The sequence below is a fragment of the Rhodococcus sp. 1168 genome, from assembly GCF_002091955.1.
Taxonomy (GTDB): Bacteria; Actinomycetota; Actinomycetes; order Mycobacteriales; family Mycobacteriaceae; genus Rhodococcoides.
Window position 1 is genome coordinate 56112 of sequence record NZ_MKKY01000048.1, and the last position, 25712, is coordinate 81823.

Here is a 25712-nt window from a genome sequence, read left to right on the forward strand (position 1 = left end):
GTACTTCTTCTATTCGGTCCTACGCGACACCCTCGGCTCGCGCTGCTGCCGCAACTGCGTCCGCAACGGCCGGGGCTACGCGAGGGTCGAGCGGGCTCGGCACGATTTTGTCCGCAGCCAGCTCGTCGCCGAGAACCGAGAGGATTGCCTCGGCAGCGGCGAGTTTCATGCCTTCGGTGATGCGGCGTGCACCGGCGTCGAGTGCGCCTTTGAACACACCGGGGAAGGCGAGCACATTGTTGATCTGATTCGGGAAGTCACTGCGGCCTGTCGCGACGATCGCGGCGTAGAGGCTCGCTCGCTCAGGGTGAATCTCGGGATCCGGGTTGGAGAGGGCGAATACGATCGACTCCGGCGCCATCGATGCGATGCAGGTCTCTTCGATCTGTCCTGCGGAGACTCCGAGGAACACGTCGGCTCCGGCGAGCGCATCGGCGGCGCTTCCCGACAGCCCGCGAGGATTGGTCCGCGAGGCCAGGTCTGTTTTCACCGCGTTCAAGTCGGTGCGATCGGCCGAGACGATTCCCTTGGAATCGAGCACGACGACATCCGGAGTACCTGCCGCCAAAAGAATGTTGGCGCACGCGACGCCTGCCGCACCGGCGCCGGAGATGACGACCTTCAACCCGGCAGTGCTACGCCCCTGGAACTTCGCTGCGCCGTTGAGGGCAGCGAGAACGACGATGGCGGTGCCGTGCTGGTCGTCGTGCATCACCGGGCAGTCGAGAGCTTCGATTACGCGCCTCTCGATTTCGAAGCAACGTGGGGCCGAGATGTCTTCGAGATTGACGGCACCGAAGCTGTGACGCAGACGAACGATGGTGTCGACGATCTCGTCGACGTCGTGGGTGTCGAGGACGATCGGGATGGAGTTCAGGCCGGCGAATTTCTTGAACAGTGCCGCTTTGCCTTCCATGACCGGAAGCGATGCGCGGGGGCCGATGTCGCCGAGCCCGAGTACAGCCGAACCGTCGGAGATGACAGCCACGAGGCGGTCGGTCCAGGTGTACTTCTTGGCAAGCGCGGCGTCTTGCGCGATAACGCGACTCACCTGAGCTACCCCGGGGGTGTACGCGATGGAAAGGTCACGCTGAGTCTCGAGTGGGGAGGTCAGTTCCACGGACAGCTTTCCACCGACGTGGCCGAGGAATATCTCCTCGTCGGTGATAGCGGACAGGTTTGCTGTGTTGCTGGTCGGTTCGGTCACGGTGGTCACGTTAGCTCCTATGGAATCCGGTTTCGATACCGTTCAGCAATTCGAGGGAGGTGTCACCGAGCGCGCCATCGTAGGGCTGCATCTACGGGAGTACCGATCTACACAGTCGGTATGGCGCGGTGGCGCCGAAAACTGCAGAACTCAGTGTGCCACTGCGGTCCGCGGGTTGGCAACATGTCGGGTATCGCCACCGACACGTGAGGTCAACTCCACCACTGAGTCCAGAGCAACACACCGGCGATGACGAATACGACGGTCGATGCGAGAGCCGAGGAGCCTCGACGACGGTGATCGGCGAAGTGCTGCGCGAGGATGGCGGCGACTGCTGCCGCGATGTGGGCCACTACCGAGACTGTGCCCGGCCCGGGAAATGCACGCTGATTTCCGAGGTATTGGGCGCCTGCGACAAGGATGGCCATGACCACGAGCCCTGCTGCGACGGCCCCACTCAACGTTCTAAGCACACCCGTCAACCTCCTGTGATGAAGCCACGGACGGAGTCCGCGATGAGCTGGACGGCAATTGCAGCCAGCAATAGGCCTGCGATGCGAGCAAGCAAGGTGATGCCACCGACACCCAGGATTCGTATCAATACCGTCGAGAATCTGAGTACTGCGAAGAACAGTATGTGAATGGTGATGATGGCAAGCGCGACGGCTGCGATGGACCCGACCCGCCCGTCTGCTTGGCTGACATAGACGATCACGGCTGCGATCGCACCCGGCCCCGCCATCAGCGGGGTGCCGAGGGGGACGAGCGCGACGTTGACTTCCTCGGCCTCGGTTCCACCACCTGCACTTTTTCCGGTGAGCAGTGACAGTGCGATGAGGAGAAGCAGCAAACCACCCGCGCCCTGAAGCGCCGGTATTCCGATGTGCAAGTAGCCGAGAATGGCCTGACCACCGATGGCGAAGACGGTGATGACCGTCAGTGAGACCGCGGGAGCTTGCCAGGCGGCACGATTTCGCTCTTCTTTGCTTTTGCGTCCGACCAGGGACAGGAAGACAGGAATGGCGCCCGGTGGGTCCATGATGACGAACAGCGTGATCAGGACCGTCAGGTAGAGGGTGGTATCGAAGCTCATACAGACAGTCCAGATGCCTGCGATACCAACCGCTCGTAGTCGTCCACGTGTGTCGTGTGCTGACCGAGCTTCAGTTCTTTGTTTCGACCGTGATAGTCGGACGAGCCTGTGATGATCAGGTCGAGCTCGCCGGCGAGCTCGCGGAGTATCCGAGCATCCTCGGCGTTGTGATCGGCATGATCGACCTCGATACCCCCGAGTCCCCCAGCACCTCCGGGCTCGAGCGAGACGAGTTCACGGATCTGTGCGAGATCGAGCAGTCTTCCCCGGGTCCTGGCGCGTGCGTGCGCGATCACACTGACTCCTCCCGCTGCGGCGATCATCTCTACGGCCCGATCGAGCGGGGTATCGACCTTGGCGACGTAGTACTGGCTCCCGGTACGCAAGGGGCCGTCGAATGCTGCCTGCACGCTCGGGACGGCACCCGCGTCGACGAGTGCACGTGCGAGGTGTGGCCGTCCGGCCGATGGGCCGGTCCCGGCCAGAATGTCCTCCGGGTCGATGCTGGGATAGTCGACGGCCAGTAGCTCGGCCATGCGTCCGATCCTCGTGCTGCGTTCTTCGCGCAATCGCGCACGTTCGAGCGCGAAGGCTTCGTTCTCGGGATCGAACAAGTACGCCAGCAGGTGCACCGGGACCGGATTTCCGTCCTCGCCTCGACCGGTGCAGGACATCTCCATTCCCCGCACCACGGTCAGACCGGCAGGTGCCGCCTTCAGCGCCTCGTCCCAACCGGCCGTAGTGTCGTGATCGGTCAGCGCAACGACATCGAGACCTGCCGCGTTCGCCGCGCGAACCAACTCCGCCGGCGTATCGGTGCCGTCGGACGCGGAAGAATGAGTGTGAAGATCGATGTGCACGAGGGAAAGTCTCTCAGGCGTACGATTGCGCGTCGCTTGCCGCCCAGAACAATCGCACTCGAAGAACCCGCCCTCGACGAAGGAGTGCAGCCATGCCATCTCTACCACCACGGCCTTCGCTGCCGTCCCTGCACTCGCTGCGGCCCTCTACTCGGTCGGCGGCTCGCGTGCCGAAAGTCCCGGTGCCGACCGCCCGCGCCATCGTCGACTGCGCCGTGTACGTCGACGGCGTCCGGCTGGCGGGTAGATTCACTCACTCCGCTGCCATCGCAGAGGTCCGCAGACGAGGCGACGGATTCGTCTGGGTCGGCCTTCATGCCCCGGACGAAGGCCAGATGAACAGTGTCGCCGAGTGTTACGGCCTGCACGAGTTGATGGCAGAGGACGCCGTTCACGCCCACCAGCGCCCCAAACTCGAACGGTACGACGACGTTTCGTTTCTCGTCCTCCGAACGGTGAGCTACGTCGAGCACGAATCGGCGACGACGGCCAACGAGCTGGTCGAGAGCGGGGAGATCATGGTATTCCTCGGCCGGGACTTCGTGGTGACCGTCCGGCACGGCGAACATTCCGGGCTCTCCGGCGTGCGTCATCGACTGGAGCAGAATCCGGAGCACCTCGTGCTCGGGCCGACCGCAGTTCTGCATGCCGTCGCCGATCACGTCGTCGACGAGTATCTGGCGGTGACGTCTTCGATCGAACGTGACGTCGACGTGATGGAGGAGGAAGTGTTCTCCCCCGATGATCACGTTCCGATCGAGAACATCTATCTACTCAAGCGCGAGGTCGTCGAGTTGCGACGCTCGGTTACGCCACTGTCGACGCCGTTGAGCCAGTTGGTGCAGGGTGTGGACACTCCTGTTCCGAAGGCGATACGCCGGTATCTGCGCGATGTCGCCGATCACCACACGCTGGTTGCGGAGCGGGTGGCCGAGTTCGACGAAGTACTGAGTTCGCTGGTCGATGCTGCGTTGGCGCGAGTGACGATGCAGCAGAACATGGACATGCGCAAGATCTCGGCGTGGGTGGCCATCGCCGCGGTGCCGACAATGGTGGCAGGCATCTACGGCATGAACTTCGACAACATCCCGGAACTGCATTGGAAATACGGCTACTACGGCGTCATCGGAGTAGTAGCGGTCGTATGCATCAGCTTGTTCGCGACGTTTCGGCGCAACAACTGGCTCTGACCGCCGGCAAGGCGCGTCGAACTCGGTGTGACTAGAGGGTCACAGCCGACCGGGCAGGGTCACGAACGTCGATACCTGCTTCTTTCCATGCGTCCCGAAGCGCTTCGGCGCCACGCAGTCGTACCCATGCCGCCTCGGTACTGGTGATCGGAACCAACTGCAGAAATTTCACCGGATCTGCAGGCTCCGGCAGCTCCAGATCGTCGATCTCACTGTCTCCGAGCAACACCGCAGTGAAGGGCGCGCCCTTCCACAACGGTTCGCCGATATCGAGCAGAAGATCAGGGCGTAGAACCACCCCTTCCACTGACGGCGACGCCGCCAACTTGGCGATGTTCTGCAGGAAGGAGGTGTCGATACCGTCGAAGACTCTCGTGATGAGAATGAGTTCGGCTCGAGGACCGCGGGTCGCGTCGGCGATCATCTCACTGGGATCGGACATGGGGTACCGAGAACAGCCCAGAGTCGCGAATCTGGCGAACGCATCCTGCCGGGGCAGAAATGTCAGCACTTCCAACGATTCGAGACCGAGAAAGGTAACGGAGTAGGGGCGGGGATCCTTGTCCCCTATCTGCGCGACGAGGTGTGCGCGGACCGAGGAAATGACGCTGTCGCTCACAGTGCCATCCAACACCACCGCGGTCCGAACAGCGCGTTCGGTGCATCACGAAAGGTGGATGTCGGTAGCGTCGGGCACGTGGTCTCCGTCCTAGCCGTCTCCGACGAAACTATCGAGACCCTGTGGAGTACACAGGTGCGCTCGCTCGATGTCGACCTCGTTCTCGGGGCCGGCGACCTGCCCTTCGAGTATTTGGAATATCTGACGGATGCTTTGAATGTGCCGTGCGTGTTCGTTCCCGGAAATCACGACGCAGACTTGACGGGATATTCGGCCGGGCGGGTCGGATGGATGCGTGCGGGTCTGCCGAGCACCTGGCCAGGACCGATAGGTGCCGTGAACGCCGACCGCACGATCGTGTCGGCGGCGGGGTTGCGCATCGCGGGCCTCGGTGGATCGATTCGCTACAACGATGGCCCGAACCAGTGGACTCAACGTCAACAGCGTCGCCGAGCCAGGTCCCTCACCCGCACCGAGTCGTGGAAACGAACGGTGCGCGGCGACCTGCGCGGTGTGGACGTGCTCCTGACGCACAGCCCGCCGTTCGGAGTCGGCGACGACACCGATCCCGCGCACGTCGGATTCGAGTGTCTGGACGACGTGGTCCGTTCGCTGCAACCCCAGGTGCTTCTGCACGGTCACATCCACCCCCACGGGCAGACACCGGAAGACTTCGAGTTGCACGGAACCACCGTCCTGAACACGGTCGGATACACCTTGCTCGAGATCGAACCGGGTGGCCGAGCAGCTGAGAACGTACCCACGATCGTGAGGCGACGACATGGCACGTGACACCGGCTTTCCCACCGCCGATGCGGAGAACGACTTCACGCGGCAGCGCCGACGCGCCGACATTGCACGATTGGTCGGGTGGCTACGTCGACAGCCCGACGACGTCAACACCATTCTGCCGTTCGACGAGGTCGTCGCCGCCCTCGGCAAGGTGGGTGAGCGCCAACTCGGCTTGCAGGTCATCCGGGTCGACTCCATCGTCGGAAGCGTCGACCGAACACGCGACTTCGATCGATTCTTCCGACCGACCTCGGCACGGATTCGGGAACGGTGGCAGCGCCTCGCTGCCGCCCAGCGACGCGGTGAGTCCATGCCGCCGATCCAGGTGTATCGCATCGGCTCGATGCATTTCGTACTCGACGGCCACCATCGGGTGTCCATCGCTTTCGCCATGCACCGAACCACGATCGACGCTCTGGTCACCGAGATCATCACGCGCATCTCCCCCGAGGGCATCACCAGACGCGGCGATCTACTCATCAAGGATCACCGACGCATCTTCCTCACCCGCGTGCCCTTGGTCGGCAAGGCCCGCGACGCCGTGCAGGTCACCGATCCGTTCGAGTACGCAGAATTGAGCGAGTGCGTCGAAGCTTGGGGTTTCCGGCTGATCCAGGAGTTATCCGAGTTCGTCGATCGCCCAACCGTTGCCCGACGCTGGTTCGGCGAAGAGTTTCTCCCGGTCGTCAGGATGGTGCGCGCCGCCGACATCCTGGAAGGCAAGACGGATGCCGAGGCGTATCTGTGGATGATCCGCGAACGGTATCGCCTGGTCCGCGAACATATTTGGAACGACGAGATCGTCTCCGAACTCCGCGAACGCGCCCGAGTCACACAACGTTCGTGAGCACCGCGTCGTAGTCGCGCCTTCCGCCCTCACCGAATCTCTGATAAGCATTTAGGTGCACACATCAAGTTTTTTTGATGTCTTTTGCTCCATCGAAAATGTAACGGGGTTCTTCCGCATGTCATCCGCGGTTCGCACGGAAGATCTACGACCAGGAGTTCTACTGCTGCCGGGTCTGTGCTTCGTGGTGATGACGGTCGCCGTCCTGCAGACGATGGTCATCCCGATCGTCGGAACGATAGGGATGCAGCTTCACGTCAGCCCTACCGCCGCCGGATGGGTGCTCACCGCCAATCTCCTCGCCGCCGTCGTCGCAACCCCGGTCATCGGCAGGTTGGCGGACTTGCACGGCAAACGCCCCGTGCTCATCGGCGTTCTGCTGCTCGTGCTCGCAGGTTCCCTCATCGCGGCGAGCACTCACTCCCTCGCACTACTGATCTTCGGACGAGTGCTTCAAGGTGTGTCGTACGCGCTGTTTCCGATCGCCCTGGCGATCCTTCGCGACGAGATGCCGGACAGAAAACTGGTCGGCTCGATGGCCATTCTTTCGGGCACCCTCGGCGTCGGTGGTGGGTTCGGGCTCGTTCTGACGGGTTTGCTGACGGCGGACGGTGCCGATTATCACCGTGTCTTCTGGCTGACCGCGGTGTTCGTCCTCGGAGCTCTCGTGATCGCGTGGTTCGCCGTTCCAGCGCGCGCCCGCACTGGCCGCGGTTCGGTGGACTGGTGGGGCGCAGTCCTCCTGGCAATCGCGCTGGTCCTGTTGTTCCTCGCGTTGACGCAGGGCAGGGAATGGGGGTGGGGCTCGGTCGCCACCCTTACATGCTCGATCATCGGAGCCATCACGCTCGCCCTGTGGTGGATATTCGAGAACAAGACCGCAGCTCCCCTTGTAGCACCGCGCCTGCTCACGCACGGACCGCTGCTGGCGACGAATATCGCAACACTCTTCGTCGGTATCGGAATGTTCGTCAACTTCCTCGCCTGCTCGTACTTCGTGCAGACATCTCGTGAACTCGCCGGCTACGGCTTCAGCGCAACCGTGCTCGGGGCCAGCGTCGTGTACCTGCTGCCCGGAGCTGTCGTCGGCGTGATTGCCGCAACCTGCAGCGGGATATTCATCCGACGCTTCGGTGCACGACCGATACTGATCACGAGCGGTGGAATCGGAGTCGTCGGCTTCGTGTCCTTCGTCTTCTTCCACACCGTCACCTGGCAGGTCGTTCTCGCGACGTCGATCGTCAGTGTCTTCGTCAGCCTCGCCTTCGCGGCGATACCGAACTTGCTCATGGCCGAGGTCTCCGCATCCGACACCGGCGTCGCGAACAGCGTCAACTCGATCGTCCGAACCGTCGGAACGTCCATTGCGAGTGCACTTCTCACCACCATGCTGGCCACCTACACCATTGCAGGAACTTCGATTCCACGCGAAATGGTGTACACGTTTGCATTCGTCGCCGGAGCGATCGCTTGTACCATCGTGGCCTTGGCTGCAACGGCAATACGAGTGGAACCACCAATACCCGCAATCGTCACCGAGGTTGCACCCGACAGCGAGGTCGCGCAAGCACACGGAAACCGATAGCGGGCCATCGATTTCCGCATACCTGCGCGCCGGACCGCTTACAGGGTCAGGTTTGCACCCGATGCATGGTCGAACACGGACACCTTGGCCGGATCGAACCACAACTCGATCTCACCACCCGCGGCTGCCTTGGACTCTGCTGCCAACCGTGCAACGACCTGCGCACCACCGAGATTGCCGATGCCCGCATCGGCCGCCAATTCCTGTAGTTCGGCGGACTCGACCTGAGCCCCCGCGAGAGTGAAGTACACGTACTTGTCACTGCCCATCGACTCGAGAACGTCGACTTTCGCGGTGAATACCGCGCCGCTGATCTTCTGGTACCCGTCGATGAGTGCAGCATCCTCGAAATGTTCGGGGCGAATGCCGACGACAACTTCACGCCCCGGATTCTTCGACTTGATCGAGTCCATTCGGTCCAGTGGAAGCTCGATGTCACCGAGGTCGGTGGACACACCGTTCGCGGTGAGCTGTCCCGGGACGAAGTTCATCGAAGGAGATCCGATGAAACCGCCCACGAACAGGTTCTTGGGCTTGTCGTAGAGCTCCTGCGGTGAGCCGATCTGCTGCACGCGTCCACCACGCAACACCACGACCCGATCGCCGAGCGTCATAGCCTCGGTCTGATCGTGCGTCACGTACACCGTGGTGGTGCCCAGACGCTTCTGCAGCCTGGAGATTTCCGCGCGCGTCTGCACACGCAGCTTGGCGTCGAGGTTCGACAACGGCTCATCCATGAGAAATGCCTTGGGAGTGCGAACGATGGCGCGTCCCATGGCAACTCGTTGACGCTGGCCGCCGGAGAGATTCGCCGGCCGCCGATCGAGGTGCTGGGTCAGATCGAGAATCTTCGCAGCCTCCTCCACCTTCTCGTTGATCTCGCTCTTGCTCAGCTTGGCGAGAGTCAACGGGAACGCGATGTTCTGCCGAACCGTCATATGCGGGTACAACGCGTAAGACTGGAACACCATCGCGATATCGCGATCCTTCGGAGCCTTCTCGTTGACGCGCTCCCCCGCGATACGAAGCTCACCGGACGAGATGTCCTCGAGGCCCGCGATCATGTTGAGCGTCGTGGACTTTCCACACCCCGACGGCCCGACGAGAATGATGAATTCGCCGTCCGCGATGGTCATGGATACGTCGCTGACGGCAGCGGCACCGTCCGGGAAGAGCTTGGTGATGTTTTCGAGAACAATTTCGGACATGACGGTTATCCCTTCACTGCGCCGGACGTCAAGCCCGCCACGATGCGTCGTTGGAAAAAGAGCACGAAAACGATGATCGGAATGGTGATGACCACTGCTGCTGCTGCGATCGACCCGGTGGGCTCCTCGAACTGCGAGCTGCCGGTGAACTGCGCGATCGCAGCAGGTGCGGTGATGGACCGCTCCGTCGCGGTCAACGAGATAGCCAGTAGCAGGTCGTTCCAGGCGAAAATGAACACCAAGATGGCGGCCGTCACGATGCCGGGAGCGGCCAGCGGAGCGATGACCTTACGGAAAGCTTGTGCTGGAGTGGCGCCATCCATCTTCGCCGCTTTCTCCAGCTCCCAAGGAATCTCCCGGAAGAACGCGGAGAGCGTGTAGATCGCCAGCGGTAACGCGAACGTGGTGTACGGGATGATCAGACCCAGCCAGGTGTCGAAAAGGCCGAGAGCCCGCTCGATGTCGAACAACGGAGTGACGAGCGAGATCTGCGGGAACATCGCGATGAGCAATGCGACACCGACGAGCAACTTCTTGCCGGGAAAGTCCAAACGCGCAACCGCGTAGGCCGCCATCGTGCCGATCACGACGGCGATGACCGTGGTGATCAGACCGATTCCGATCGAGTTGATCAGAGCCGAGGTGAACTGACTGGTGGAGAAGATTCCCTTGTAGTTGTCGAATGTGAAGGACCGGGGAATGAACGCGCCATCGGTGATCGTGGCCGTCGACTTGAACGACAAACTGATGATCCAGGCCAACGGAACGAGCGCGTACAGCAGGACGAGGACGTTGACGACCGTCCAGCCGACCTTCTTACGAGGCGTCACTGTCGTCATTATTTACGGCCTCCGTCGTCCGAGCCCGGCGCCGAAGCCCCGAACAGCTTGATGAACACGAACGCGATGATGGCGACGCAGAAGAAGATGAGAACGCTGATCGCCGAACCGAGTCCGAGATTGAAAGCGCCGAACAGGTTGTCGTAACCGAGAATCGACACCGAACCCGTGCCGTTGCTGCCCTTGGTCAACACGTAGATGTTGTCGAAGATGCGGAACGCATCCAGAGTGCGGAAGAGAACCGCGACAAGAATCGCCGGCTTCATGAGCGGAATCGTGATGCGCAGCAACCTCGTCCAGGCACCGGCTCCATCGACCTCGGCAGCCTTGAGCAGATCGTCCGGGACGAGTGCGAGTCCGGCCAGCAGCAGAAGAGCCATGAACGGGGTGGTCTTCCACACCTCGGCGAGGACGATGATCGCCAACGACGGGAACTGTTCGGTGAGAGGTGCACTGCCGTCGGGAAGGAGGTTGGCGAGATACCCGGTGCCCGGCGTCCACGCGTAGTACCAGCTGTACGCCGCGGCGACCGTCACGATGCCGTACGGAATCAGGACCACGGTACGCACGAGGCCGCGGCCGAAGATGGTGCGGTGCATGACGAGTGCCACAGCCAACCCGAGGACGAACTCGATGATCACCGACACGATCGTGATTCCTGCCGTGACACCGAACGCCTGCCACCAGTAACTGTCCGAGAGCACTGTGACGTAGTTCGAGAAGCCCACGAACTCACGGTCGTCGGGGAAGGCCAGGTTGTACTTCTGCAGGCTGAGCCAAAATGCGTAGACGATCGGATACCCGGTGACGGCCACCATGATGATCGCGGCGGGCGCGACCAGCATGAGCCCGAGTCGACGCTCGGCCTTCTTGCCGTCGGATATGTGCTTCAGCGCATCCTGCCTGGCCGGCGCGACGGGCCCGGATTCGGGCTCGGTTGTCGGTGCGCTCATGGGATCAGCCCTTCCGAGTTGACGGCCTTGGAAACGAGATCGGCGAGCTTGTCCACGTCGGCGACGGGGTCGATGCCCTGCGGTGGATTCAGCGCATCGGTGAGCAGGATCGAAATGGACTGATATGCCGGGGAAACGGGCCGGACCGCAGAGTTCTCGATCGAGTTGAGGACGCCTTCCCACGCTGGGTAGACCGCCTGGAACTCAGGATCCTGGTACAGATTCCGCAGGACCGGCGGCACGCCGCCGTTGACTGCGTTGTTGCGCTGATTCTCCTCGTTCGTCAAGCATGCGACGGCTTCCCAGGCGAGATCCTCGTGCTGGGTCGTGTTCGCGACGCCGATGTTGAATCCACCGATCGTGACCTTGGCTGGGGTGTTTTCCTTGACAGCTGGATACGGAGCGCTTCGGAAAACCTCGGCGATTGCCGCATCCTGTTGATCAGCAGGAACATTCGACAGGTCGAGAAATGGAACCGCACCGGCGACCGCGTTCTCTTTCAGACCGGGCAGGACGAACGGGTAGTTGACCTCGAATGCGGAGCTACCTGCTTCGAGTCCGAGTCGGGCCGTCGCTTCGTCGGTCTGAGAAATGGACGGATCCGCACCGTCCGCGGTTGCAACACGTTTCATGATTTCGAGTGCTTTTTCGGTGGCCGCGCGATGCTCCGGAGTGTCGTTGAGGGTGACAGTCGTGCCGTCGTCACCGACTACCTGTCCGCCTGCGCTGACCAGGAGGCTGTTGAACCACACCATCAGGCCTTCGTACTGCTTGGCCTGAACCCCGATGTACGACGGCTGGCCCTCTGCCGCATTCGCTTCGGCGACGTCGATCAGCTGATCCCACGTTTGCGGGGGCACGCCGCCTGGAACCTGGTCCGGGCGATACCAGAGCAGCTGCGTATTGGAGTTGAGCGGAACCGCGTACAGCTGGTCCTGCCATTCTGCCGTTGCCAGGGGACCGTCGAGGGTCGACCCGTCACGCAGTTTGGCGGACAAGTCCTCGGGAACCGGCAGCGCCCAACCTGCTTCGGCGAACTCTGCCGTCCAGACGACGTCGAGCGTCATCAGGTCGAGTGAACTGTCGTTGCCCGCCAACCGTCGAGCCAGCTGAAGCCGCTGATCGTTGGCGCTCTTGGGGAGTGTTCTCTGCTCCACGGTGTAGCGGCCACCCGACGCCGCCGAACAGGCTTGCGCGGCGGCCGCATATTGCTCGGCACCGTCCGCAGCTGTATAGAAACTCAGCACCGGGGTGCTGCTGTCCGATGATCCACATCCCGCCAACAGTGGAGTGACGACCAGTGCAGCTGCGACCAACACCCCTATCCTGGTTGCGTTTCTCGGCCTCGGACCACGTTGTCTCGGCACTTTCCGCCTCCGTATTTTCGATTACTCGCGCAGCAGTCGCTCTGGTCTACCCTGCGCGTAAAGAAACGTAACCGAACTCACAGTCCTCGAGGCGAAATTGGGACTATTCCGTAATGTCCGACAGCCGACTATCGGGTCAGATCGACAGCTTGGCGAGCATGTCCCGAGCCTTCTCGGCACTCTTGGGCTCGCACAAGACGTCGTAGCGACCGGCGACGAGCTGCATGCTCGACGCGAAGTCACGTTGCCCGCGCGTTGCCGCGTACGGAATGGCGGTGGAGATGAGACCGAAGATGATGCCGCCGACGATGCCTATGACCAAAGCACCGAAAAGGTTGCCGTTGGTGAAGATTCCGAGTACGAGACCGAGGAACACGCCCAGCCATGCACCCGAAACAATTCCTCCGCCAATCACTTTGGCCCACGTGAGTCTGCCGAGGACTCGCTCTACCTGCATCAGGTCGACGCCGACGATCGTGACGTCCTGAACGGAGAACTCCTGATCGGAGAGGTAGTCGACAGCCTTCTGGGCCTCGGCATACGTGGGGTAGGAGCCGATCGGCCATCCTGACGGAGGCGTCGGAAGGCCTTGGCCACCGCGGCCGGGCTGCGAGAGTGGATTCGTCATGTATCCATTGTGCCTGGGAACGGACACAACAGATACCCGTTGTGGTGTTTCACCATGCCCTGTGCGTTTGCGGGCGTACTACGTCGCAGGCGGCGTGAACGAGGTCGTCCGTGTCATGCCTGCGGCTCTCCCCTTCGCCGAGACGACAAGCGCCATCTTCCGGCTGGCCTCGTCGATCATCTCGTCCCCCAACATGACAGCACCACGGCCGCCGCCTGCGGCGGAGGTGTGGAACTCGTAGGCGTCGAGAATCATCTCGGCCTTGTCGAAGTCGGACTGACGCGGGCTGAATATCTCGTTGGCGGCGTCGATCTGCGTCGGGTGCAGTACCCATTTCCCGTCGAAACCGAGGCCCGCGGTGCGACCCGCGGCGCGCCGGAACGCGTCGAGGTCGCGAATCTGGAGGTACGGTCCGTCGATCGCCTGTAGCCCGTGCGTGCGCGCGGCCAACAGGATGGTCATCAGAATGTGGTGATAGGCGTCGCCGGTGTCGTAGCCCTCCGGTTGTTCGCCGACGACGAGTGTGCGCATGTTGACGCTGGCCATCAGGTCTGCAGGCCCGAAGACGAGGGTGCGCACACGAGGACTCGCGGTAGCGATCGCGTCGATGTTGCGCAGGCTTGTCGCACTCTCGATCTGTGGCTCGATGTCGATGGCGCCCACCGGCAGACCCGCAAGCTTTTCCACCTGCGTGAGCAACAAATCGAGCGCCTGGACGTGCGCGGCGGTCTCTACCTTGGGGAGCAGGATCGCGTCCAGGTTGCCGCCTGCACCGGAGACGACCTCGATCACATCACCGTGCGTCCACGGCGTCGTCCAGTCGTTGACGCGGACCACCTTGATCTGTTCGCCCCAGCCGTCGGAGTTGAGCGCCTCCACTATCCGTCCGCGTGCTTCGACCTTCGCGATAGCGGCGACCGCATCCTCGAGGTCGAGAAAGATTGCGTCCGCGGGCAGTGTCTTGGCTTTCTCGATCATCTTCGCGGAACTGCCGGGAACGGCAAGAACCGATCGACGCGGACGGTCTCGCTCCACCGAAGTCACGTTCACGCCACCCCTGTCTGATTCTCTGAAATATCCGTTGACGCTCTAACCTTGACATCATGGCAGCTCTGAGCAAGGTATTTGCGGCCAGGCTGGCGGGCCTGGTGGTTCTCGGTCCCGATGGTGAGTCGATCGGCCGTGTGCGCGATCTGGTCATCACCATGCGCATCGGACGCGCCCAACCGCGCGTGCTGGGAGTCGTCGTCGAACTTTCCACGCGCCGAAGGATTTTCGTGCCGATGCTTCGGGTCACGAGCATCGAGCCGAACTCCGTGCAACTCAACACCGGCAACGTGAGTCTGCGTCGATTCACCCAGCGCGCGAACGAGATTCTGGTCTTCGCGCAGATCCTCGATTCCAAGGTCCGCGTCGACGACCCAGAGCTCGAAGAGATGCACGATGTCGACTCGATCGTGGTCGATCTCGGGATCGAACTGACCCGTACCCGGGATTGGCTCGTCGCTCGTGTCGCAGTGCGGCGCCAGCGTCAACGACTTGCCCGTCGCGGCGCGATTCACGTTGTCGATTGGCAGCACGTTCAGGGTTTGACGCAGAACGAGCTGTCGTTGCCCGGTCAGGGCGTCGCGCAACTTCTGATGCAGTTCGAGGACCTACGTGCCGCCGACGTGGCGCACGCGATGCGCGAACTCCCCGTCAAAAGGCGTATGGAAGTGGCGATGGCGCTGAACGACGAGCGCTTGGCCGACATCGTCCAGGAGTTACCCGATGACGATCAGGTGGAATTGATGCATTATCTGGGCGTCGACCGTGGGGTGGACGTCCTCGAAGCGATGGACCCCGACGACGCGGCCGACCTGCTCGGCGAGCTGCCGAAGACCGAGGCGGAATCACTGCTGCGACTGATGGACCCGGAGGACTCGGCACCGGTTCGCCGTTTGCTCGCGCACTCTCCCGATACGGCCGGTGGCATGATGACGCCCCAGCCGGTCATCTTGACGGCGTCAACCACCGTCGCCGAAGCACTCGCGCGGGCGCGCAATCCGGATCTGACTCCAGCGTTGGCCTCGTTGGTTTTCGTCGTTCGGCCGCCGACCGCGACGCCGACGGGGGCGTATCTCGGATGCGTTCATTTGCAGCAGTTGCTGCGTGAACCGCCCGCAAGCTTGATCGGTGGTGTGCTCGACAGTGCCCTCCCCCGACTGTCCACCGAGGACAGTTTGACTACCGTCACGCGGTATTTCGCGACATACAACCTGGTCTGCGGCCCGGTAGTCGACGATGAAGACCATTTGGTAGGCGCGGTAACAGTGGACGACCTTCTCGATCACCTGTTACCGGAGGATTGGCGAGAGCAAGAGGTGGCCGGCAGATGAAGGAAACAGCCCGCCAACGGATGGACACCCCACGCGGGACCAAGCTGTTCAACTTCCACCTCGACGTCGACGTGGGCAGATCCGGTGAAAAGGCTGCACGATTCCTCGGCACCGGGCGCTACCTCATCATTCAGACGGCCATCGTCATCGTCTGGATCTTCCTCAACGTCGTTGCGGTCAATCTGCGCTGGGACCCATACCCGTTCATCCTGCTCAACCTCGCGTTCTCCACACAGGCTGCGTATGCGGCGCCGCTGATCCTGCTCGCACAGAACCGTCAGGACGATCGCGACCGGGTGTCGCTGGAGGAAGATCGAGCACGAGCGCAGCAGACCAAAGCGGACACCGAGTTCCTCGCCCGCGAACTCGCGTCACTGCGCATCGCCGTCGGCGAGGTCGCTACCCGCGACTATCTGCGCCGCGAACTCGACGAGATCAGGGAACTTCTCGAACAGTTGAACGGCGTTTCACCGGCGCCGGTGAAGAAGTCCAGAAAGAAAGCTTCGCGTCCCGCGTCGAAAAGTGACGGGGAGACGTGGGGGTCCGGCACGGATCACATCGAATAACGTTTCGGCGGCGGCTTGACCTCGCACGACACGCTCTATAACGGCGCGGTAACGAAATCATCTCGAATCGGGTACCCTCGACTCCGGAATTCAAACGGAAAGCCTCGAAAACAACGGGGCGACGAGGAGGTACCAGGCGTGGGACGTCACAGAAGAGCATCGAACTCCACTATGCGGCGGAATTCGGTGATCGCTCTGACCGGCCTTGTCCCCGCAGGTCTCATCACTGCGGCTTCCAGCGCAGGAGCAGCGGAGTACCTCCCGTTCATGGCATCGGAGTCGACGACCGAGCAGTCGGAGCCCGTGGTCGAGACTTCACGTCCCCTCGCATCGGAGACCGACGCTCAGCCCGTCGCCGCAGCCGAGGCACCGGTCGCGCTGGCCGTAGCCGCCGCCCCGCAACCCGCGGTTGCGCCGACGCCCGAGCTACCCACGTCTCTGATGGCCAGCCCGATCGCCATCCCCACGGTCAACGTGTCGGCATACAAGAACGCCGAGCAGATCCTGACCGCCGAGCTGCCGGGCTGCGGTATCAGCTGGACCGTCATCGCCGGTATCGGCCGCGTCGAGTCCACTCATGCGAACAACGGCAAAGCAGATGACGCGGGCGAATTGTTCGAACCGATCCTCGGCCCCCGATTGGACGGCTCGCTCGCCGGAAACAACGTCATCGCCGACACCGACGGGGGCGCCCTCGACGGCGACCCACATTTCGATCGCGCTGTCGGACCGATGCAGTTCCTGCCGGAGACCTGGAATCACTACCACGCCGACGGTAACGGCGACGGCATCTCCGACCCCCAGAACCTCTACGACGCAGCTCTCGCCACCGGCAAGTACCTCTGCGACGGTGGACTGGACCTGCGTGATCTCGGCCAGACGACCAAGGCAATTCTGCGGTACAACAATTCGATGGCATACGTCGCCAATGTGCTCGCCTGGTCCACCGGTTACGCAACCGGAATCGTCCCGACCTCGGACGAGCTCCCCCGCATCCACTAGCGTCGGGGCCCCGATAGCATGGGGTCATGGCAGTCCTTACGGAATCCGACGTTCGAACAGCACTTTCGAAGGTCATCGATCCGGAAATTCACAAACCGATCACTGATCTAGGCATGGTCAAGAGCGTCACGATAGGCGACGGCGGCGCAGTCGACGTGGGCATCTACCTCACCACCGCCGGATGCCCGATGAAGGGCGAGATCAGCGAGAGCGTCAAGAAAGCCGTCGCCGACGTCCCCGGAGTCGGCGTCATCAACGTCGAACTCGATGTGATGAACGACGAGCAGCGCACCGAACTCCGCAGATCCCTGCGAGGCGATTCCGCCGAACCCCTCATTCCGTTCGCCCAGCCCGGGTCGCTGACTCGCGTGTACGCCGTCGCGTCGGGCAAGGGTGGCGTCGGAAAGTCTTCCGTCACGGTCAACCTCGCTGCATCGTTGGCGGCCCGCGGCCTGTCGGTGGGTGTGCTCGACGCCGACATCTACGGTCACTCGGTTCCTCGGATGTTCGGCAACGATGCCAAGCCGACCCAGGTCGAGAAGATGATCATGCCGCCACAGGCATACGGTGTGAAGTTCATTTCCATTGCCCAGTTCACCCAGGGCAACACCCCCGTCGTATGGCGCGGTCCCATGTTGCACCGCGCCTTGCAGCAATTCCTCGCGGACGTGTTCTGGGGAGATCTCGACGTTCTCCTACTCGACCTCCCACCCGGCACCGGTGACATCGCGATCTCGGTGGCGCAGTTGGTTCCCAGCGCGGAGATCCTCGTCGTCACCACACCGCAGCAGGCAGCAGCGGAGGTAGCCGAGCGCGCGGGTGCGATCGCACTGCAGACCCGTCAACGTATTGCCGGAGTCGTGGAGAACATGTCCTGGCTCGAGTTGCCCGACGGCACTCGCATGGACATCTTCGGATCGGGCGGCGGACAGGACGTATCCGAACGTTTGACCAAGGCTGTCGGCGCCACTGTTCCTCTGCTGGGCCAGATCCCGCTCGACACCGCGGTACGAGAAGGTGGCGACAACGGGATTCCCATCGTGCTGGGTCACCCCGAGACTCCGGCCGCGAAGGCACTCGAAGCCGTCGCAGCAAAGCTCGCCGTGCGTGAGCGGGGACTGGTCGGCATGTCGCTGAGCATCGACACAACCCGCCGGTAACCTCGAAACACTTGCCACTCGGACGCAATCCGGTAGAGAGTGGCAAACATGAAAACGCCGCAATCGAACGGCCGTGGCGCAGTGGCGCTGGCGTTCGTGCTGTTCTCCGTCCTCCTGGGATCAGTCCTAGCACCCGCCGTCGCAGCCGCTCAACCGGCTCCGCCGTCGGGTCAGAACTATTCGATCGCTACCGACATCACGTTCGCTCCGTTCGAATTCCAGGACGAGAGCGGCAAACTCGTCGGGATCGACATGGATCTGCTCGCGGCGATCGCGGAGGACCAGGGATTCGAGTACAACGTCAGCCCAGTCGGTTTCGACGCCGCACTACAGGGCGTCACCGGCGGCCAGTTCAACGGCATGATCGCCGGAATGTCGATCACGGATGCCCGCAAGGCTACTTTCGACTTCTCCGATCCGTACTTCGATTCCGGCGTACAGATGGGTGTCCTCGACTCCAACGATTCGGTGACGTCGTACGAGGACCTCGCCGGTAAGACCGTCGCGGTCAAGAACGGCACCGAAGGCGCCACCTTCGCCGAATCGATCAAAGAGCAGTACGGATTCAGCACTCGGTACTTCGCCGACTCGTCGTCGATGTTCGACGAGGTCCGAACGGGCAACTCCGCCGCGGTATTCGAGGACTATCCGGTGCTGGCCTACGGCATCAAGCAGGGCAATGGCTTCAAGACGGTCACCGAGAAGGAGCCTGGCGCCAGTTATGGCTTCGCCGTCGCTAAGGGCCAGAACGGCCAGTTGCTGGAGGAATTCAACGCCGGCCTGGCGAATCTGCGTGCCAGCGGCCAATACGACCAGATCCTCGACACCTATCTCAATTCCGCTGCCAGCACCGACGACAACTCGATCCTGGGCCTGATCAAGAGCACCTGGAAGCTGCTGCTCGAAGGCCTTTGGCTGACGATTCTGCTGACTGCAATCTCGATCGCGATCGCTCTGGTGCTCGGCGCGATCTTCGGCCTATTCCGCGTATCGACGAACATCGTGCTGCGCGGCATCGGCACAACCTACGTCGATGTCTTCCGTGGCACACCGCTTCTCGTGCAGGCATTCTTCATCTACTTCGGCATCCCTGCGGCACTGGACTTCCAGATGTCGGCATTCACCGCAGGCGTCATCACACTTTCGCTCAATGCCGGCGCCTACATGGCCGAGATCGTGCGCGGCGGCATCCTGGCCGTCGACAAAGGCCAGATGGAAGCGTCGCGGAGCCTCGGTATCAGCTACCTGAAGTCGATGCGAAAAGTGGTGATGCCGCAGGCAGTTCGAACGATGATCCCGTCATACATCAATCAGTTCGTGATCACACTCAAGGACACCTCGATCCTGTCGGTCATCGGCCTCGCCGAATTGACCCAGACCGGCCGCATCATCATTGCGCGCAACTTCCAGTCCTTCAACATGTGGCTGATCATCGGCGTCATGTATTTCATCATCATCATGGCCCTCACCAAGCTGTCGAACCGGATCGAGAAGAGGATCAACAAATGACCGCGGACCTGAGCAAAGCTGTGCCGGTCGAAGGCAAGCCCGGCGTCAAGATCGCCATCAAGGACCTACACAAAGCATTCGGCGACAACGAAGTACTCAAAGGCATCGACGCCGATATCGCAAACGGTGAAGTGGTGTGCATCATCGGGCCGTCCGGATCCGGCAAGAGCACGCTGCTTCGGTGCCTCAACAAGCTCGAGGACATCACCGGCGGCCACGTCGTCGTCGATGGGGTCGACCTCACGGACAAAAAGGTAAACCTCGACGAGGTCCGGCAGAACATCGGCATGGTCTTCCAGCATTTCAATCTCTTCCCGCACATGACCGCCCTCGAGAACGTCATGCTCGCCCCCGTGCAGACCAAGAAGGAATCCAAAGTCGAGGCCAAGAAGTCTGCACTCGAACTGCTAGAACAGGTCGGTCTGTCGGATCGTGCCCACTACAAACCTGCCAGCCTGTCCGGTGGGCAGAAGCAGCGCGTCGCGATCGCCCGAGCCCTGGCGATGAACCCGTCGATCATGTTGTTCGACGAGGCGACCTCGGCCCTCGATCCCGAAATGGTCGGTGAGGTTCTCCAGGTGCTGCGCGATCTGGCGAAGGGCGGCATGACGATGGTCGTCGTGACCCACGAGATGGGGTTTGCGCGCGAAGTGTCCGACCGCATCATCTTCATGGCAGAAGGAGTCATCGTCGAAGAAGGTACGCCCGATCAACTTTTCGGGAACCCGCAGAACCCGCGGACGCAAGACTTCCTGAACAAGGTGCTCTGACCGGACGTCGCGTGAACGGTCCGTTCGAGCACCACCGCGAACGGGCCGTTTCTCGGGCCGATGAACCTAGGTGGCGTCCGAATCGATCGGCGGCGTCTTACCGGTCGGAAGATTCTTCTCCAGTGACGGCGTACTCTCCGGCGTGGGCAGAGATCCGTTCGTCGAAGAGCCGCTGGCCGAAGAACCGGTGGTCGGCTTCTTGGAATCGAAGTTGCCCGTGAAGATCGAATCGTCGCCGTCGAGTAAGTGCTTGGTGATGACCGCGCGCGGGGTCATGCCGCGAAGCTGATTGAGGTCGGCGAGCGGCTTACGCAGATCTTCGAAGTCCGTGCCCAGTTCGTCTTTGAGCTGCTGACTTGCGCCGTTCGCATAATCCTTGACCTGACGGATCGACTTGGTGACCCAACTGATGGCACCGGGGAGCCGGTCAGGACCAAGGATGACGAGTGCTGCTACCAGGAGCACGACGAGCTCTCCCCAGCCAATGTTGCCGAACACATCGTCAGCCTACTTCCTCAATCAGAAATTGGGGTGACGGTGACATCGACCAGCCGACCCGACCGGATCAGCTGCACGGGCGTCGACTCACCGATTCGACTCGACTGCACGGCGACGACCAGTTCGTCGGCGCTCGTCACAGCGCGATCGCCGACCTTGGTGATCACGTCACCCTCGACGATGCCTGCTTGTTGCGCAGGACCACCGGCACGCACGTTGGCGACCTCGGCACCGGACGTGGCGTCGTTGATGACCGAGCGCGCGTTGATGCCGATGTCCGGGTGTTGCATCTTCCCGTTGGCGATGAGCGACTGGGCGACCTTGGTGACGTCATCGATCGGGATGGCGAATCCGAGACCCACCGAGCCGCCGCTTTCGCTCCGGATGGCCGAGTTGATCCCGATGACACGCCCTTCGGCGTCGATCAGGGGTCCCCCGGAGTTACCCGGGTTGATCGCAGCATCGGTCTGCACGGCGTCTATGACGGCGTCGGTGTCGGTGCCTTCACCGGACAGGCGAACCGGCCGATCGAGCGCGCTCACGATGCCCCGAGTGACTGTCTTGCTCAAGCCGAGAGGCGAACCGACCGCTACGACGTCCTCGCCGACCTGAACGTCTGCAGAATTTCCCAACTGTGCGACCGTCAGATTTTCGACGTCGGTCTTGAGCACTGCCAGGTCCGTCTTGGTGTCGCGGCCGACGATCTTGGCGGGCACCTTGGTGCCGTCGGAGAAGGTCACTTGCAGCGTCGCACGATCCGGGTTGGTGGCTGCCATCGAAATTACATGGTTGTTGGTCACGATGTACCCGGCTCCGTCGATGACGACACCGGATCCGGTACCTGCATTCTCGCCGAGGGTCACCTGAATCGAGACGACAGCAGGCAGAACTGCGTCGGCCACTCTGGCGACCTGCCCTTGCGGGAGGTCTTCGCCACTCGATTGAGTCAGGTTTACCTTCTGACTGGTCAATGCCCCGGTCACTTCGGCAGTTTCACGTCCCACCAGCCCGCCGACGAGGCCGATTGCCAGGGCGATGGCCCCGAGTACTACGAGAGTCTTGGGTGCGACGCGTTCACCGAACAGCACCTCGCGTACACCGAGCTTGGGACCCTCGGGAGCTACCGGAGGCTCCGGTGTAGGTTCGGCGGCGTTACCCAGTCGCACCGAGGAATGCGGGTCGCGCCACGGATCCTCGGGTTCGGGCTCGGAGACCGCGTCGGTGGACGTTCGGTCAGGATCGCGTTGCAAGGACTCGTCCGCGTCGGCGGGGCGACCGAATGCCTCTGCGAGAACTGGGTCGGGTGTGCGCACCGTAATTCGAGGCGAAGGCTCCGCCCGTCGACTTGGAGGTGTGAACGACCCATCGTGGCCCTCGGGACGTCCGAACGCCGCAGCCGACGCGGGATCCACCTCGGGCCGGTAGAGCGGCCTTGGAGGCAGTCTGGGTGCCTCGGGATCTGTATGGGTGCTCACGCGCACAGGCTACCGACGACGCCTGCGGATACCCACAACGGAGGTGACGATCGCGCGTTTGCTGCGGCTGATTGCGTCCTTGGCGTCGGTTGGTTCACACATCGGAATCTGACTGAGCAGACCGCGAAGTGAGTGGGGCATGGACAACTCGCCCGACCCTTGCAACGCACTACGGGCCTGCTGTTGAGCATCCACCTCGGCGGCGCACTCATGGCATTCGGCGATGTGGTGGGCAGCCCGTAGGTAGGCGGTCATTCTGAGTTCGCCGTCGACGAAGGCGGCAACTGCTTCACTGGCCAGATGCTCTGTCGAGCTGAACTGCCGTGGCTTGCGGGCCTGCGTCATCCAACCCTCCTGGTAGCTACTGGACACTTGATTGAGCCGTCTCGACCTTCCCGTGCACTCGAAGATACTCGCGAAGCGCCGCGCGTCCACGGTGGATTCGACTTCGGACGGTTCCGAGCTTCACCCCGAGTGTTGCACCGATCTCTTCGTACGACAGCCCTTCGATGTCGCACAACACGATTGCGGCACGAAACTCCGGCGCCAACGAGTCCAGCGCGGACTGCAGATCGGGGTCCAGACGTGCATCGTGGTAGATCTGTTCCGGGTTCGGGAGCTCGGAAGGGACGCGGTCGTAGTCCTCGGGTAGCGCTTCCATCCGAATCCGATTACGGCGACGAACCATGTCGAGAAACAGATTCGTGGTGATGCGATGCAACCAGCCTTCGAACGTGCCGGGCTGATAGTTCGACAACGAACGGAACACACGGATGAAAGTGTCCTGCGTGAGATCTTCGGCATCCTGCGCGTTGCCGGACAACCGGTATGCCAAGCGGTAGACACGGTCGCCGTGTTCGCGAACGAGCTCGTCCCAGGACGGCATCGTGTTCTTTTCGCCGGTGGCGTCGAATGCGGCGGTGCCGCTCAGATCCGCTACAGCAGCAGAATCGGCGGACTCGGGCAATCGAGCTGCGTCTCGATCTCCGTTGATCTTGTAAATAGTTGGATCCTCCTGCTCAGGACCACGTTGGTGTAGCTCCCGTGCCGTGTACAACCTGCGGCTCCGCCGAGATGTTCCCGCGTGTGTCTTCTCGATCGAGCGATCTCCAGTAGCTTGTCGCATCCGGGTGTGCCCACCGTATGAAAAAGCTGAGGCGCCGCTGAGAAAGTCGCACGCAGATCGACCGAGTCGCTCCGCAGGCTTTGCTCCTGCCACGATAGCCTCGGCGTGTGCCGACAAATGCCGAGAAGTTGCTCACCTACGCCGAGGAGTCCGTGCAGGAAGACGAGATCCTCGTCAATGCTCGCGAACGCGCGGACGATCTCGGCGCCGCACCCGTGCCGCCGTCCGTCGGCTCGGTACTGAGCATCTTTGCCCAGATGCTCGGCGCCAAGACCGTAGTCGAGGTCGGAACGGGTGCGGGAGTGTCCGGCCTGTGGCTGCTCGACGGCATGCGCGAGGACGGCGTGCTCACCACCATCGACACCGAACCCGAACATCAGCGCGCTGCCAAGGAAGCGTTCCGTGCCGGGGGTATCGCGCCGTCGCGGACGCGCCTCATCAACGGATGGGCGCTCGATGTCCTCCCCCGCCTCGCCGACGACACCTACGACTTGGTTTTCATCGACACCAGTCCGGTGGACCATCTGCATTTCGTGCAGGAGAGCGTGCGACTACTTCGACCCGGCGGAGTTCTGGTGCTGCACAACGCCCTGCTGGGCGGACGGGTTCCCGACTTCACCCAGCGTGACGCCACTACCGTCGCCGTCCGCGCTGCCGCCCGCGCCATCGCCGAGGACGATCGCCTCACGACAGTCCTGCTCCCCCTCGGCGACGGGCTGATCTGCGCCTCACGGAGTTAGACCCGGGCGGCTGGATGCGGGCGGCTAGATCCAGATACCTTTGCCGACGGTGACGATGCCACCGGCAGAGACGTTGAAGCGTTCCTTGTCGCGCTCGATGTCGACGCCGACGATTTCGCCGTCACCGACGACGACGTTCTTGTCCAGGATCGCCCGACGAACGACCGCGCCCTTGCCGATTTTCACCCCGGGCATCAGGACGCTGCCCTCCACGGTCGCCCCACTGTCGATCATGACGTTCGAGCTCAGAACCGAATTGCGAACCGTTGCCGCCGACAGGATGCAGCCTGCACCCACGACGGATTCCTGTGCGAGACCGCCCTGCACGAATTTTGCGGGCGGAAGGTTCTCGGCTGCACCGCGAATGGGCCAGCGACGGTTGTACAGATTGAAGATCGGGTGCACGGACACCAGATCCATGTGTGCGTCGTAGAACGCGTCGATGGTGCCGACATCACGCCAGTAGCCACGGTCGCGTTCGGTGGCACCGGGAACGACGTTGTCGTTGAAGTCGTACACCGACGCCATGCCCGCCTCGACGAGAGCCGGGATGATGTCACCGCCCATGTCGTGGTCGGAGTCGGAGTTCTCGGCGTCGGCTTTGATGGCGTCGATGAGCACCTTGGTGGTGAACACGTAGTTGCCCATCGAGGCAAAGGTGACGTTCGGGTCGTCGGGAGTCCCCGGTGGGTGCGCCGGCTTCTCGAGGAACTGGGTGATTTTGCCGTTCTCGTCGGAGTCGATGCAGCCGAATGCATACGCTTCGCTACGCGGAACCCTGATGCCCGCCACGGTGACGCCTGCACCCGAATCGATGTGCTGCTGGACCATCTGTTCCGGATCCATGCGATAGACGTGATCGGCGCCGAAAACGACGATGTACTCGGGGTCCTCGTCGTAGACGAGGTTGAGCGACTGGAAGATCGCGTCGGCGCTGCCGGTGTACCAACGTGGGCCCAGCCGTTGCTGCGCCGGTACCGGCGTGATGTATTCCCCCGCGAAACCCGACAGGCGCCAGGTTTGCGAGATATGACGGTCCAGCGAATGGGACTTGTACTGAGTCAGCACGCACAGCCGGAGGTAACCGGCGTTGACGAGATTACTGAGCACGAAGTCGATCAGTCGATATGCGCCACCGAATGGGACGGCGGGTTTGGCTCGATCGGCGGTCATCGGGTATAGACGTTTACCCTCACCGCCTGCCAGCACAATGCCTAGTACGTGCGGTTGTGTCCTCACGTGCCCAACCTATCCGCACCGGCTGAACCTCGCCAGCAGTACACGCGGTTCGCACAAGGAA

Annotated in this window: 27 protein-coding genes; 11 read left to right on the forward strand and 16 right to left on the reverse strand. The window is 62.2% G+C overall.

The window, feature by feature from the left end; translation table 11 throughout:
- Window positions 1-19: 19 nt before the first annotated feature.
- The 4 genes from BJI47_RS08870 to BJI47_RS08885 form a co-directional block, all read right to left on the reverse strand.
- Window positions 20-1216, reverse strand: a complete 1197-nt coding sequence (locus BJI47_RS08870; protein ID WP_176224753.1) for an NADP-dependent malic enzyme — start codon at window positions 1214-1216, stop codon at window positions 20-22.
- 203 nt (window positions 1217-1419) lie between these two features.
- The gene (locus BJI47_RS08875; protein WP_254900473.1) at window positions 1420-1680 is read right to left on the reverse strand and encodes a hypothetical protein; all 261 of its coding nucleotides are present in this window, start codon (window positions 1678-1680) and stop codon (window positions 1420-1422) included.
- Between the two features lie 5 nt (window positions 1681-1685).
- Complete coding sequence (locus BJI47_RS08880) at window positions 1686-2300, reverse strand: MarC family protein (RefSeq protein ID WP_088943373.1); 615 nt, start codon at window positions 2298-2300, stop codon at window positions 1686-1688.
- On the reverse strand, window positions 2297-3160 hold the full coding sequence (locus BJI47_RS08885) for a PHP domain-containing protein (protein WP_088943374.1): 864 nt from the start codon (window positions 3158-3160) through the stop codon (window positions 2297-2299). Before BJI47_RS08885 ends, BJI47_RS08880 begins: the two co-directional genes overlap by 4 nt.
- A 92-nt stretch (window positions 3161-3252) precedes the next feature.
- Here BJI47_RS08885 and BJI47_RS08890 point away from each other — a divergent pair, with 92 nt between their 5' ends.
- Window positions 3253-4350 carry a magnesium and cobalt transport protein CorA gene (locus BJI47_RS08890; RefSeq protein WP_088943375.1) on the forward strand — a complete coding sequence of 366 codons (1098 nt, stop codon included), beginning with the start codon at window positions 3253-3255 and terminating at the stop codon, window positions 4348-4350.
- A 31-nt stretch (window positions 4351-4381) separates the two neighbouring features.
- Here the strand turns inward: BJI47_RS08890 and BJI47_RS08895 are convergent, their stop codons facing one another.
- On the reverse strand, window positions 4382-4969 hold the full coding sequence (locus tag BJI47_RS08895) for a suppressor of fused domain protein (protein ID WP_176224754.1): 588 nt from the start codon (window positions 4967-4969) through the stop codon (window positions 4382-4384).
- Window positions 4970-5047: 78 nt separating this feature from the next.
- Here BJI47_RS08895 and BJI47_RS08900 point away from each other — a divergent pair, with 78 nt between their 5' ends.
- The 3 genes from BJI47_RS08900 (at window position 5048) to BJI47_RS08910 (ending at window position 8193) form a co-directional block, all read left to right on the forward strand.
- The gene (locus BJI47_RS08900) at window positions 5048-5761 is read left to right on the forward strand and encodes a metallophosphoesterase (RefSeq protein WP_088943462.1); all 714 of its coding nucleotides are present in this window, start codon (window positions 5048-5050) and stop codon (window positions 5759-5761) included.
- The gene (locus tag BJI47_RS08905) at window positions 5751-6608 is read left to right on the forward strand and encodes a chromosome partitioning protein ParB (RefSeq protein WP_088943376.1); all 858 of its coding nucleotides are present in this window, start codon (window positions 5751-5753) and stop codon (window positions 6606-6608) included. Before BJI47_RS08900 ends, BJI47_RS08905 begins: the two co-directional genes overlap by 11 nt.
- 118 nt (window positions 6609-6726) lie before the next feature.
- A complete protein-coding gene (locus tag BJI47_RS08910) occupies window positions 6727-8193 on the forward strand; it encodes an MFS transporter (RefSeq protein ID WP_088943377.1) in 1467 nt (488 codons plus the stop codon).
- A 38-nt stretch (window positions 8194-8231) separates the two neighbouring features.
- Here the strand turns inward: BJI47_RS08910 and BJI47_RS08915 are convergent, their stop codons facing one another.
- From BJI47_RS08915 to BJI47_RS08940, 6 genes are all read right to left on the reverse strand, one after another.
- Complete coding sequence (locus tag BJI47_RS08915) at window positions 8232-9401, reverse strand: ABC transporter ATP-binding protein (protein WP_088943378.1); 1170 nt, start codon at window positions 9399-9401, stop codon at window positions 8232-8234.
- Window positions 9402-9406: 5 nt separating this feature from the next.
- Window positions 9407-10240 carry a carbohydrate ABC transporter permease gene (locus BJI47_RS08920; protein WP_088943379.1) on the reverse strand — a complete coding sequence of 278 codons (834 nt, stop codon included), beginning with the start codon at window positions 10238-10240 and terminating at the stop codon, window positions 9407-9409.
- Complete coding sequence (locus BJI47_RS08925; RefSeq protein ID WP_088943380.1) at window positions 10240-11193, reverse strand: carbohydrate ABC transporter permease; 954 nt, start codon at window positions 11191-11193, stop codon at window positions 10240-10242. Before BJI47_RS08925 ends, BJI47_RS08920 begins: the two co-directional genes overlap by 1 nt.
- On the reverse strand, window positions 11190-12512 hold the full coding sequence (locus BJI47_RS08930) for an ABC transporter substrate-binding protein (RefSeq protein WP_088943381.1): 1323 nt from the start codon (window positions 12510-12512) through the stop codon (window positions 11190-11192). The genes BJI47_RS08925 and BJI47_RS08930 overlap by 4 nt, the downstream gene beginning before the upstream one ends.
- 184 nt (window positions 12513-12696) lie before the next feature.
- Window positions 12697-13188: a general stress protein gene (locus tag BJI47_RS08935; protein ID WP_088943382.1), complete on the reverse strand. Its 492-nt coding sequence runs from the start codon at window positions 13186-13188 to the stop codon at window positions 12697-12699.
- Window positions 13189-13266: 78 nt separating this feature from the next.
- Window positions 13267-14232, reverse strand: a complete 966-nt coding sequence (locus BJI47_RS08940; protein ID WP_088943463.1) for a CoA ester lyase — start codon at window positions 14230-14232, stop codon at window positions 13267-13269.
- A 59-nt stretch (window positions 14233-14291) separates the two neighbouring features.
- On the opposite strand from BJI47_RS08940, the gene BJI47_RS08945 reads away from it, so the two are divergent.
- The 6 genes from BJI47_RS08945 (at window position 14292) to BJI47_RS08970 (ending at window position 20573) form a co-directional block, all read left to right on the forward strand.
- Window positions 14292-15566 carry a CBS domain-containing protein gene (locus BJI47_RS08945; protein ID WP_088943383.1) on the forward strand — a complete coding sequence of 425 codons (1275 nt, stop codon included), beginning with the start codon at window positions 14292-14294 and terminating at the stop codon, window positions 15564-15566.
- Complete coding sequence (locus BJI47_RS08950) at window positions 15563-16132, forward strand: DUF1003 domain-containing protein (RefSeq protein ID WP_088943384.1); 570 nt, start codon at window positions 15563-15565, stop codon at window positions 16130-16132. Before BJI47_RS08945 ends, BJI47_RS08950 begins: the two co-directional genes overlap by 4 nt.
- 138 nt (window positions 16133-16270) lie before the next feature.
- Window positions 16271-17134 carry a lytic transglycosylase domain-containing protein gene (locus tag BJI47_RS08955; protein ID WP_176224755.1) on the forward strand — a complete coding sequence of 288 codons (864 nt, stop codon included), beginning with the start codon at window positions 16271-16273 and terminating at the stop codon, window positions 17132-17134.
- Between the two features lie 26 nt (window positions 17135-17160).
- Window positions 17161-18294: an Mrp/NBP35 family ATP-binding protein gene (locus tag BJI47_RS08960; RefSeq protein WP_088943385.1), complete on the forward strand. Its 1134-nt coding sequence runs from the start codon at window positions 17161-17163 to the stop codon at window positions 18292-18294.
- A 48-nt stretch (window positions 18295-18342) separates the two neighbouring features.
- Window positions 18343-19803 carry an amino acid ABC transporter substrate-binding protein/permease gene (locus tag BJI47_RS08965; protein ID WP_088943465.1) on the forward strand — a complete coding sequence of 487 codons (1461 nt, stop codon included), beginning with the start codon at window positions 18343-18345 and terminating at the stop codon, window positions 19801-19803.
- Window positions 19800-20573, forward strand: a complete 774-nt coding sequence (locus tag BJI47_RS08970; RefSeq protein WP_088943386.1) for an amino acid ABC transporter ATP-binding protein — start codon at window positions 19800-19802, stop codon at window positions 20571-20573. Before BJI47_RS08965 ends, BJI47_RS08970 begins: the two co-directional genes overlap by 4 nt.
- 66 nt (window positions 20574-20639) lie before the next feature.
- Here the strand turns inward: BJI47_RS08970 and tatB are convergent, their stop codons facing one another.
- The 4 genes from tatB to sigE are packed head-to-tail and all read right to left on the reverse strand — an operon-like array spanning window position 20640 to window position 23672.
- Window positions 20640-21071, reverse strand: a complete 432-nt coding sequence (tatB, locus tag BJI47_RS08975) for a Sec-independent protein translocase protein TatB (RefSeq protein WP_088943387.1) — start codon at window positions 21069-21071, stop codon at window positions 20640-20642.
- A gap of 17 nt (window positions 21072-21088) precedes the next feature.
- Window positions 21089-22546 carry a S1C family serine protease gene (locus BJI47_RS08980; RefSeq protein WP_254900475.1) on the reverse strand — a complete coding sequence of 486 codons (1458 nt, stop codon included), beginning with the start codon at window positions 22544-22546 and terminating at the stop codon, window positions 21089-21091.
- A 9-nt stretch (window positions 22547-22555) separates the two neighbouring features.
- On the reverse strand, window positions 22556-22891 hold the full coding sequence (locus BJI47_RS08985) for a hypothetical protein (protein WP_088943466.1): 336 nt from the start codon (window positions 22889-22891) through the stop codon (window positions 22556-22558).
- Window positions 22892-22907: 16 nt separating this feature from the next.
- Window positions 22908-23672 carry an RNA polymerase sigma factor SigE gene (sigE, locus tag BJI47_RS08990; protein ID WP_254900476.1) on the reverse strand — a complete coding sequence of 255 codons (765 nt, stop codon included), beginning with the start codon at window positions 23670-23672 and terminating at the stop codon, window positions 22908-22910.
- 107 nt (window positions 23673-23779) lie between these two features.
- Between sigE and BJI47_RS08995 the strand changes: the two genes are divergently transcribed.
- Window positions 23780-24412, forward strand: a complete 633-nt coding sequence (locus BJI47_RS08995) for an O-methyltransferase (RefSeq protein ID WP_176224756.1) — start codon at window positions 23780-23782, stop codon at window positions 24410-24412.
- Window positions 24413-24436: 24 nt separating this feature from the next.
- On the opposite strand, the gene glgC is transcribed toward BJI47_RS08995, so the two are convergent.
- On the reverse strand, window positions 24437-25651 hold the full coding sequence (glgC, locus tag BJI47_RS09000) for a glucose-1-phosphate adenylyltransferase (RefSeq protein ID WP_088943390.1): 1215 nt from the start codon (window positions 25649-25651) through the stop codon (window positions 24437-24439).
- Between the last annotated feature and the right edge of the window lie 61 nt (window positions 25652-25712).